General features: G+C 30.9%; 10 protein-coding genes. All 10 read right to left on the bottom strand.

What is annotated here, in order from left to right:
- Positions 1 to 8: 8 nt before the first annotated feature.
- Entirely contained in the window at positions 9 to 197 is a 189-nt protein-coding gene (locus DTL3_RS09945; protein ID WP_045087877.1) for a helix-turn-helix domain-containing protein, read from the bottom strand.
- A gap of 321 nt (positions 198 to 518) precedes the next feature.
- A complete protein-coding gene (gene rlmD, locus DTL3_RS05520; protein ID WP_045087876.1) occupies positions 519 to 1676 on the bottom strand; it encodes a 23S rRNA (uracil(1939)-C(5))-methyltransferase RlmD in 1158 nt (385 codons plus the stop codon).
- Positions 1677 to 1887: 211 nt separating this feature from the next.
- Entirely contained in the window at positions 1888 to 2448 is a 561-nt protein-coding gene (locus tag DTL3_RS05515; RefSeq protein ID WP_144403488.1) for a hypothetical protein, read from the bottom strand.
- 359 nt (positions 2449 to 2807) lie between these two features.
- Positions 2808 to 5669 (bottom strand): hypothetical protein, encoded by a 2862-nt coding sequence (locus tag DTL3_RS05510; protein ID WP_045087875.1) that lies wholly within the window; start codon positions 5667 to 5669, stop codon positions 2808 to 2810.
- Between the two features lie 10 nt (positions 5670 to 5679).
- Positions 5680 to 7452 carry a tetratricopeptide repeat protein gene (locus DTL3_RS05505; RefSeq protein WP_171820595.1) on the bottom strand — a complete coding sequence of 591 codons (1773 nt, stop codon included), beginning with the start codon at positions 7450 to 7452 and terminating at the stop codon, positions 5680 to 5682.
- A 67-nt stretch (positions 7453 to 7519) separates the two neighbouring features.
- Complete coding sequence (locus DTL3_RS09635) at positions 7520 to 7912, bottom strand: VanZ family protein (protein WP_045087874.1); 393 nt, start codon at positions 7910 to 7912, stop codon at positions 7520 to 7522.
- A 95-nt stretch (positions 7913 to 8007) separates the two neighbouring features.
- On the bottom strand, positions 8008 to 8364 hold the full coding sequence (locus DTL3_RS05495; RefSeq protein ID WP_045087873.1) for a hypothetical protein: 357 nt from the start codon (positions 8362 to 8364) through the stop codon (positions 8008 to 8010).
- A gap of 18 nt (positions 8365 to 8382) precedes the next feature.
- Positions 8383 to 9510 carry a tRNA guanosine(34) transglycosylase Tgt gene (gene tgt / locus DTL3_RS05490; RefSeq protein ID WP_045087872.1) on the bottom strand — a complete coding sequence of 376 codons (1128 nt, stop codon included), beginning with the start codon at positions 9508 to 9510 and terminating at the stop codon, positions 8383 to 8385.
- Positions 9511 to 10092 (bottom strand): cyclodeaminase/cyclohydrolase family protein, encoded by a 582-nt coding sequence (locus tag DTL3_RS05485; RefSeq protein WP_045087871.1) that lies wholly within the window; start codon positions 10090 to 10092, stop codon positions 9511 to 9513. It lies immediately after the preceding gene.
- 116 nt (positions 10093 to 10208) lie between these two features.
- Positions 10209 to 11282, bottom strand: coding sequence for a M24 family metallopeptidase (locus tag DTL3_RS05480; RefSeq protein ID WP_045087870.1), 1074 nt, complete (start codon positions 11280 to 11282; stop codon positions 10209 to 10211).
- Between the last annotated feature and the right edge of the window lie 355 nt (positions 11283 to 11637).

Genomic DNA, 11637 nt, shown 5'->3' with positions numbered 1-11637 from the left:
TCGTTTTCTCACCTCAGTTTTTCCTTTAATTTCCTTCTACGTCTCGCATCTTCAGGCTTTTCCGCATCCTTTGGTATAGCCCACGCCCAACCCAAACGAACAGCGCCCTTAATGCGCCCCTGTTCGAATAAAACTTGAACTCTGCGTGGGGATATATTCCATTTTTCAGCTGCTTGTTTTGTCGTTAAGTAATCCATTATGAATACCTCGCAGAACACAAAATTCCAATTTTTATTATATGCGAAAAAACGAACAATTTCAACATATTACAACTATATACATAATAAATAAAGTCTTTTCAGAAAATGAGTATACCTGCATTAAATGTACATCCATCCTGTCTCCTCAACCCCTATGAAAAAAGGCTGTTATCTATTCTGTCAACTCAACCCTGCTAATTTTGGAGTTCAAATTTTACCTCAAAAATAATCGTCGATATGTTCCCATGTACGTATTTTGAACCTTTAGGTTGAGTAGACAACTTGGATGTACTTCCGGAAACCTAGTAAAATAAAGGCTTACAGCCTTGACATCAACACCACACACTCCACATGATCTGTATGTGGAAACATATCAACCAAATGAAAATCTGATAATGTATATACTTCTGATAACTCTTTTATATTTGGGATTAAAGTTTTGGGATTACATGAAATATAAATAACCTTTTCAAACTTTTTTTCTTTTATAAATCTAATAAGATTTGGATGAAGACCGGCTCTTGGAGGATCAACAACTATATAATCAGGCGTTTCAAAAGATTCTCTTTTTTTAATAAATTCTTTCACATCTTCATTGTAAAATTGAACGTTTTTAATGTTATTTAAGTCAGCATTATCTTTTGCAGCTCTCACTGCCTCTTCTAGTATTTCTATTCCAAAAACTTGCTTAGCCTTTTTTGAAAGTAACAAAGAAATAGTACCCGTACCACAATAAAAGTCGTAAACCAGATCAGTATTATCAGCATAAGATAGTGCAGTTTGATACAAAACTTCTGCACCTTTTGTGTTCGTCTGAAAGAATGAAAAAGGTCCAATTTTAAAAATGAGGTCTAGTATTTTTTCAAAAAAATAAGTCCTACCGTATAGCACTTTCATTTCATCGGCTTTTACTACATTAGCTTTTGATTCTGTTTTACTTTGAATTATGGAAACAATTGTTCCGTCTAACTGTAAATTCAACATAAGTTCTTGCCACTCATGAACTTCTTCATCATAAGATTCTTCAAAAGAAGTTACCAAATTTACAAGTATTTCGTCTGTATAATACCCTCTTCTTATACTCAAATTTCTTAAATAACCGGTATGATTTTTATAATTTCGAAAAGGAATATTTTTTCTTCTAAAAAATTCACATGTTTCAGAAACAATTATATTGAAGTCTTCATTTACTAGTTTACAATCTCTTGTATAGAATACATCGTACTTTTTCTTTTTACCTCTTAGACCTAATACAAGCGGACCATCTTTATATTCATTACCAAAAGAATATTCCATCTTATTTCTGTAACCATATACATTTGGTGAGGGAATTATTCCATGGTAGTTGTCAGGATTTATTTGATATTCTTTCAACATCTTAAAAATGTTGCGTTCTTTACTTTCTAATTGTTTTTCGTAATCAATATTTAATTTGTTGCAGCCTCCACATTTTCCAAAAACAGAACATGTATTCATTAATATTTCTCCTTACTTTAAGAATTATTCATATTTGATACTTTTAATAAAGTGTAGGGGGCTTCGCCCTAGACCCTATTTAAATGCCTTATATAAAAATCTAATAAAATTTTGAGGACGCCCTAATTAGGGCGTCCTTCCTATTTATTATTTTCCTGCAAGAAGACTCCCACTTCTGTAAGTGGGTGATGAATTGCAGTTATAAAACATACTAAATCCTTTCAAACATATAGGGCTTAACTAAATCTGTTTTAACTGGCTTAGACATTTCCATTAGCTTAATATATTCACCTTTGTTCTGTACACCTTGAACTGAATATTTTTTGCTCTCAAAGGTAACAATATCTTTAGGCTGATAAGCGTATCTTTGCTTACGAATATTTCTTCTGCCTTTTGATTTTTTAGCTCCACGATACTTATGAAGATTTTCTTCATTTAAGTTTTTGTTCCGTGTCCTTCTACCACAGAAAAGCTCTTGTCCTGTTTTAATAGACTTATCTCTTATATCAACATATTTTGCATCATAGAACTTTTCGAGTGAACGATTGTTTCTCCTAATTTGCTCAAAATAGATAGGTTCTATTCTCTGTTGATTAATTCCACCTGCTATGCAAAATGCATCGTTATAATGTGTCTTTTCCAAACCAAGACTTACTCTTTTGGATTTTGTAATATAACCGTAAGTGTAGTCACACATCAGCGCATTGACCAATTTCCATCTTATAGTAGACATAAATGTTGCGTCCTTTAATGGTTTTTGAACAGGCTTCATTCCATACAATTTACCTCCATCAAGGTAAGTCAGGCCGAAGCCTGTAGGTCCACATCGCCAATGTTATAGCAGGTTTAATGGTAACAGCACTTCTCCTACCCCTCAGAGATGTTTAACCATTACCCTCAGAGCATGGGACTTGTGGAGCATCCCACGGTGACTATATATTCTGCTATAACTAATCATTAGCAAAAACTAATGACATAGGCTAATCAACCGAGCTTGTATTTCTACAAGCCCCCGCCTCTAGGGGCGGTGGGTAATTGACTATCCCCTGAGATACACATTTTGAAAGTATGTAACCTCCCAAATCTTCATTTGTAGCTTGATAATTGAAGATTATCAAGCTACAAGATCTCTTAATTGTCTATTTTTTCTTTTATCATAACAATGTTTTGTTTGTCACCATTAATTGTGTTACCAAAAACATATAAATAATCAGAGTTTTCCGGTTTAACGACACTCCTGATTTCAAAATCGCTTTCAAACTCATATTTTTTAATTTCTTTAAATATTCTATTCTTTTTGCTTATCTCATAGATAATTCCGACTTTTTTGTTGTCTTGAACACGATAACCATATGCTATATATTTATCTTCTATTTTAGTGAATCCCAATAATTTTTCCATCTCTTCAACCGTGTACTCAAACGAGTCTCCAAAACCATTTAATTCATCTACTTCTAAAAATCCGAATATAAGCGGGTTGGAAGTTGTTTCATACAACACATAATATTGTCTACCTTCTTGTACAACACCTATTGCAACATTATCGTTGCTATCTCCAAATACATTTGACCATTTCATATTTCCATAAAAATCAATTTTTAGTACATAGACATCAAAACCACCTGCTCCAAAAGACCTTGTTGCCCCAAATACCATAAATCCCTGGTCTTGAGTATTTTTTATATCAACGGTAATTTCCGAATCATTCCCTCCAAAATTTTTGGTCCAAATTCTTGTACCGTCGTTAAGATATTTTGTTACAAATACATCGGTTAATCTTTTGTTGATAAATAAATTTCCAGCCACTGCATAACTTTCATCATCTATTTTAAGTACTTTTATTCCACTATCTCTACCGATATCCCCATAATCAAACTGATAATTCACTGTTCCTTCATCACTTATAGATGCAATAAAAACATTACCATTTAGTCCATAACTTAATGTATCTCCGACGCATACTATTGATTTAGCCATGGTTGTTGCATCTTCCGTTATAACTATAGCGTCTCTAAAGAAATCTGTTTTATCTCCGGGTAACGTTGTTTCCCAAACTATTTCTCCATATTTATCTAATTTCCAGACTTTTGCATCCCATTCATCTTTGCCCTCATAACCATATAGATAAAAGTTATCGTCTTCAAAAATACTGCCGTAGATATATTCATTGTAAGGTTTATCAAATAACTTTGTAATTTCAGTTTCTTCTATTTTCTTCTCGGTAGGTTCTTCTTTTACCTTTTTTGGAACAATCAAGCTTTGAATAAGTTCTTTTAAGCTTATATCTGTTGCCTTAGGTGAAACTTCAGCAGGCTTTTCAATACTTTGTGGCGGTTCAGGAACTACAATTGGAGTAGGTTCCTGGGTAATAGCTTGAGGTGTCTCTGGTGAAATTATGTCTTCGATTTGAGATGGTTTTTGTATCTCTATTTCAGTTTCTGCCTCAGTAGCAGATGGAGTAGGTGCTGGTTCTATTGTCTCATCTTTAATTAATTCTTCAACATCTTCGCTTTCCAGAACAGGTGTCGATGGCTGTGTAATTTCTTCCAAAACTTTAGGGATTTCAGTTTCTGCTGTAAGCGAAGTTGATTCAATTGTTTCTTCGAACTTTAATTTTTCAGATACCTCTTCTTCTACTTTTTCTAGAATTTCTTCTTTTATTTGTAATACTTCATTGGCGTATCGATTAAAATAATATGTTTCATCAAAATCATCATAAAAGACTAAGAATCTAGTTAGAAAGTCTTTCAATCCAATTATTAACCCATCTTTATACATTAATGGTTCTGTAATAATGTTAAATTTGTTAATGGTAGAATAGCTCCATTTCAATTTGTTATCATCAAAAGAGTATGCTTTAATACTATCTCCGACTAATATAAACTCTTTTTCATTTGCAGATAAAAAGTAATTAAAACTTTCTGTATAGTTTAACGTTTTAATTAGGTTTAAATCATAATCATAAAAATTTAAATTGTTGTTGCCAGATAGTAAGGCAAGCTTATCGTAATAAGAAAAAATTTTTCTTTCATAATTTTTTGTCTCTATTTGAAATCGGGTTTCTGAAATCTCTGTCAAGTCATCATTTAATAAGATTATTCCTTTATTTGTTAAAACAACAATTCTAATTTCTTCATTAGAAAATATATAATCAAAATCATAAGTTGACTCTACAAATGAATATGTATTTGTTACTTCAAAATTTGAGTTAATTTTAAGTAGCGCTTCTTGGGTTAAAACATATAGAAATCCATCAATTACAAAAGCTTTTTTGATGTTTTTTATCTCTTTTTCTATCGGAGCAGTAGAAAAGTCTTTAAATACATATATTTTATCGTTATTATATAAAACATTTTGTGCTGCGATTCCAATTACTTGATCATTTATTTGGTAAACAATGGTGTTTAATTTATTATCGTAAATAGATGTACCTTTCTCAGTAATAATTAGTAATAAATTGCCTGTTGAAAGAACGTCTTTTATTTCGGCATTAATCTTTAAACTTTTTATTAATTCCTTTGATTTATTCATTAATATTACTTCATTCTTTTTTACACCTACAAAATTATCGTCTAGGGGTACAATTTTTAAGTATTCTTCAAAAAATATGACGTATGCATCGCCTGCTCGCAATTTTCTAGTAGTGAATTTTGCCACATCACTCTCATATGTATTACCTTCTTTATCAGTTGCCTCAATTTTCCAATAATATGTAGTTTCGGGTTTAAGAACATCACCTGTATAAAAGTTTGAAAATATATTTGCTAACATAAGATCTTTTTCATCAATAAGCGTATCTTCAGAAACAAATATACTGTAACTCAATTCTTTATCCTTAATTTCTTCTGACGGTTGCCACCGAAACGAAATCCTAATATCAACATCAATAGCATTATCAGCAGGTGATAAAAGCAAAATAGACGAGCCTAATATTATTGAAGGTAACAAAAAGAAAATAGAAACAAAGAATGATTTTCCTAAATTTTTTAGCACATTGAGCACCTCACAGTCTGTTAAGAGCATCGATAAAAATCATCAATTTTCTGACTTTTTCATCTTTAAATTTTTCTATTGAGACTTCTTCTTTGCTAATTTCTATTCTTACAGCAGATATAAACACCTTTAAAGCATCTATAAAATCTTTGATCTCAAATTCTAAAAGAGAATCAAAATCCATCAAATAATCGTCATATTGGGCAAATATCCTCGCAAAATAAAAAGACATATCCTTTATCTCTTCTATGTTTTCCTCTATAAATACCTCTAATGAAGCTTTATCTCCAAACACCCTATCTTGATAAAATCTTAATAATAATCTACCAAAAGCTAAACCATTGCCATCCTTCCAGAGATATCTGGATAAAGCGACCGCAACTCTTTCTGAAAGTCCATAATTAAATCCTGATAATAGTAATCCGTTAATTACTATTTCTAAACCTTCTGGAGATGGTTTGGGGTTATCGGATAAATCTTTCAACCAATTAAGATATTCTGACTTTATTCCTCTGGCTTCTAGATTGTCTGAGAGTAAAAATGGATCTATCATTCCAAATTCATTGATGCTCTCCATTATTGAGTCTGCTATCTCATTATCAAGGTTAGTCTCTAACTTGTCAAGATAATAGTCTAAATTATCTAATCTTTCAAACAATAATCCGAATCCTACAATTTCTTCATTTTGCAATAATGTTTCTTTGACCTCATTTATTTTGCCTTGCGACAAATCAAATAGTATTTTTAAATGTAAAGCAGCTTGGTAGAATTCAGTTCCGTGTAAAGAATTGAAATATTTTTTAAATCTCTCTTCATCTTCTACAATTAAAGCAAGTTTTAATAGTGTAATTCTTATGAGGTTGATATTTTCTTCTTGTGCAATTTCCAAAGCCCTTTCTTCAACCTCTATCGCATCTAGGTATCTTCCCATGTTTTTATATTCTAAACATAGTTCATGAAGTACGTAATCTGTTTCTTGTAGTTTTAACGCTTTTTCTAAAGACTCAATTGCTTCGTGATGTCTTGCAAGTCTTGCCAACGAATGGGCATTATTGTAATATATCTGAAAGTTGTTTTCGTCTATTTCTAATGCCTTTTGGTGGATATAATTTGCGTCATTGTATCTTTGCAAAACATTAAAAATCACTCCAAGTCTTTCATAAGCAGAAATAAAATTCTTATCTATTTCTATACATTTTTGAAGATAATTTATTGCCTCTTCATATCTTGCATTTTCAATAAGAACATCTGCTATCTTTAGATAACCTAAAGTAAAATCTTTTTCAATTTCAACAGCTTTAGAATAATTGTCAATAGCCTCGTCATATATTTTTCTTTCAAACATCAAATTACCTAATTCAAAATATCCATATGCAAAATTAGGTTTTTCTTTTAAGCATTGCTTCAAATTCAATTCTGCCATCTCATAATTTCCAAGTTTTTTAAAATATAAACCTGTATAAAAATAATACCTGTAATCTAGATAAATTTCTTTTGCTTTATTTAAATATGTTTCAGCCATTTCATAATTTTCTTCATATAAACACTTCTTAAAAGCCTCATAATAGTAATAAACAAGGTATGATAAATAATATTTATTATTTTTGTTTACTTCTACCTCTGCTTCTAAACCTCTTAAAATATATTCTAAAGGTATTTTATTTGTTGCCCTCGCTTTTTGAAAATCTTCTGCTAATAATGGTAACTTTACTGGTAAGTTATTCAATTTAGCATAATCTGGATCTAAGTCTAAATATACTATTGCATATTTTATATTATTCAATCGTGACACCTCTTTCATAGAACTTCTTTTAATATATTTCCTCATCTCCCTTCTTAATATAGCACGATTACTCTTCACTAAAAGCCTTATATTTAAAAAAGAAGAATAAAAATCCAACTACCGCACCACTATAACTAGCTAACATATCAAATTTGCTATAAGTATGATAATACGTAAAACTTTGAAACCACTCTGTTAAAAAAGGAAGCAATGAAAAAACAATAAGGAATATTACAAAATATACCTTCTTTGATTTCTTATAAAACGCTGTAAAAAAGAGGTCAGCACCTAAAAAGTAAGATATAAAATGTACTATTTTGTCTTCTCCTTTGAAAGTACTGTAATTTAATAAGGGTTTTGATAGTGATAAATACAAAATGAAAATAATATAAACAATAAAAAATATTTTCCAAAATATATTTTCGATTTTTTTAATTTTTATTGTAATATCTCTATCCATCTTTTTTATGGTGTCTAATTCTTTCTTAATAATAACACCTATCCACCTTTCAAGATTAATAACATCGTTAAATAAAGGGGGTTTACCCCCTTTATTTAAGATAGCCTAAAGGTTTCTGTTCTATCGTGATCATCCATAATTCGTTTATATCTATTGTAAGCTGTTTTCGCCATTTTTCCGATAATACTTGATAGATCACTATTTTCCCAATCTTCCCCCAAAAAATCAATTAATTGTTGCTTTAATCTAAAGTAAGGTTCTTGATCTGGAACAAATTCTATGTATCCTGAAATAACTTTTGAATCGATTTTGTCCTCTCCATAAATCATCTCTAAAAGTTTACTTACATTTCGAGAAAAGACATTGGGAATTTCTCCTAGTTTTTTTGTAAGATCTAATTGATTTTGATACAAAGACTTTATTTCATTGTAGTACTTCATAAACGATTTCATGGTAATCCCTCCTCTGACTTAATTAGTTAGGGAGTAACCTGAATTACGAAAAAACTCTTCTTTAAAATACTTGAATTCGTCTATTTCAATAGCATTTCTCATCTTTTCAACTAACGAAATGTTGAATCTTAGATTGTGAATGCTCAACAAGATTTTCCCTAACATTTCGTCCCTTTTGAACAGATGATGAATATACCCTCTAGAATGATTTTTGCATGTATAGCAATCACATTCATCGTCTATTGGCTGATCATCATATCTAACCTTTGAAGATTTTAAATTTAATTTACCTTGCATGGTTAAAGCTGTTCCGTGTCTTCCCATTCTAGTAGGCAACACACAATCAAACATATCCATTCCATTTTCTACAGATAAAAACATCATAGTAGGTGAACCTATTCCCATGATATATCTTGGTTTATTTTCTGGAAATTTATTTCCAAAAGCCTTCAAAACTTTTTCAGAGTCTTGATATTTTTCACCTACAGCAAGTCCTCCCATAGCATATCCATCAAAATCCAACGAAGTAATTTGTTTTAAGCTAATCTCTCTTAAATCTTCATATAATCCACCTTGTACAATACCAAATAAAGCTTGATTTTTATTATTATGATACTCTCTTGACCTTAAAGCCCAATTAAAAGTTTTTTGAACACTCTCTTTTACAGTCTCATAAGACGACAATGAATTTACACAAACATCTAAAACCATCGCTATATCAGAGCCTATCACATTCTGTATATTCAAAGACTTTTCAGGAGTGAGTTCTATCTCTAATCCATCTAAAGGCGATTTAAAAATAATTCCATCTTCACTGAACTTTTTATTTGGAAGCGAAAAAACCTGAAACCCTCCGCTATCAGTTAAAATAGGTTTTTTCCAGTTCATAAAATTGTGTAATCCTTTATAATAATCCAATACTTCTAAACCTGGCCTTAAATATAAATGAAATGCGTTGGAAAGAATAATTTCTGTACCAATTTCATTAAGTTGATCATTTGTTATTCCCTTTACTGTTGCATTAGTACCTACAGGCATAAAAACAGGTGTCTCAATCACTCCATGTCTTGTGGTTATTCTACCTCTTCTTGCACCCGTGTATTTGTCTATATGTAAGAGTTCAAACTTTATAGGTGATTCTGACATTTAGATATGTATTTCCTCCTTTAACTTTTTGATCAATGCATTAGCTTCATTACTAAATTCTATGGTATCTTGAAGGAGATTCGCCTTTTCTTCTCCATTATCTATCTGGTCAAGATTAGCATTTACTAAAGTTATTGCTGAATTTAATGCTGCCCAGGCTAAATAACAAGTAATCTTTGTTTCTGGTCTCAATGCGGGATCCCCATATTTGTATAACGTAAAACAATTTTTCAAAATATTATAACTTAGTTTTGCTATGTTAAAAGATATTATCGCTGCCTTTTTAATATCTTCTTCTCGTTTTTCAACGCCTTCTTCACTATGAAATTTTCCAATATAATGAGAAGATTTATCTGAATAGTCTAACAATTTCTCTTTTATCTCTAAAAGATTTTCAAGTACACTTTCTAAAGTAACTTCATAATCTTCGTTTATTCCTTCAGTAACTGTGTAATTAGCTATTTTACTGCCTAATGATGCTGCTAAGGTACCAACCAGAGCTGCTACTGTTCCACCGTCAGCAGACATGTTTGAAGAAGCAATTTCGCTCAAAAGATCTTCGAAAACCATTTCTTTATACATGCTACTACCCCCTTTCGGTTATGGTAGTTTCTCTATAACTATTATAACATACAATATTTTTAAACTCATTTAATCAATATGGTGTAATGCCTCATTTACTGTGACCATTAAGTATATCAAACTATAGTTAAACTTTTCGAATAATTATTCAAAATTTCACATCCGTTTTTTGTTACTAAAACTAAATCTTCTATTCGTACCCCTCCAACATTAGGAAGATAAATACCAGGTTCTATAGAAAAAATCATTCCCGCTTCTAAAATAACCTCACTATTTGAAGATATGTATGGCATTTCATGAATTTCAATTCCTACACCATGTCCTGTTCTATGTATAAAATAATCACCGTATCCTCGTTTAGTAATAACTTCACGAGCCACTTTATCTATTTCACATGCTTTTATTCCTGGCTTAATACAATCTATAGCTTTTAAATTAGCCTCTAAAACGATATCATAAATTCTTTTGAATGTATCAACAGGGTTTCCAAAGAATACTGTCCTTGTCATATCAGAACAATAATGATTTTTTATGCATCCTATATCAATTACTACAGCATCTCCATCTTTAATCTTTGTAGAATCAGGCACATGGTGTGGATCTGCTGCATTTAATCCATAAGCCACTATCGGCTCAAAAGAGATGTTGTCTGCTCCTTCCCTTTCAAAAATATTTTTTACAGCTTTAGCCAATAATCGTTCTGAAAGCATTTCTGGAACAACTTTTATCACTTTTTCCATTGTTTTATCGTTAATCTCAGATGAAACTTTCATATGTTTTATTTCCTCTTCATCTTTTACCATCCTCAAGCTGGCAATAAGTGGAGATACATTCTTAAATAAGTAGTTTTTAGATAAATTAAGAAGCTCTAAGAAAAAACCTGCTTGCCATTTTTCATCAATTCCTATAGTTTTTTCATCAATTAATACATCTGCTAAAAGGTCAATTGGATTATCAGAATCAGAGTAAGTTAACAATATATTTTTATCTACATTTTTTACCTTAAACATTTCATTTATGATTAACTTGACTTCTCCAGAAATGTTTATATACAAGGCTAATAGTCGTTCACCTGGTTCAATCCATTCTCCTGTAAAATAAAATATAGAAGGCGTTGATGTTATTATCGCTTGGAAAATATTGTTGTCTTGCATCAATTTTATAAGATTATTCAAACGTTGCTTTTTCATCAATTTTAGGCACAGGATACTCCATCCTCTTCTATATGGTGGAGATCAATGCGCCATTCCCTCCTTTCAAATAAAAATTATTCACTTTAAAAATCCTGAAATCCTTATTATATGTATTTTTTAGATTTGATTTTTTACAAAATATCTTCCTATTTCTAATCTTCACTAACTCTTAATTCTTTAACTTTTTGGTACTTGTATCAAGGGGATAAGGGCTCCGCCCTGTTACCCTTTTAAATTCAAAAACATAAATTAACTATTACAACTTTTTGATACTTGTATCAAGGGGAGGAGGGCTGCGCCCTGTTACCCTTTTAAATTCAAAAACATAAATTAACTATTACAATCTTTTCTG

It is taken from the genome of Defluviitoga tunisiensis (assembly GCF_000953715.1).
In the GTDB taxonomy this organism is placed as follows: Bacteria; Thermotogota; Thermotogae; order Petrotogales; family Petrotogaceae; genus Defluviitoga; species Defluviitoga tunisiensis.
This window is presented reverse-complemented; position numbering and strand designations above follow the sequence as displayed.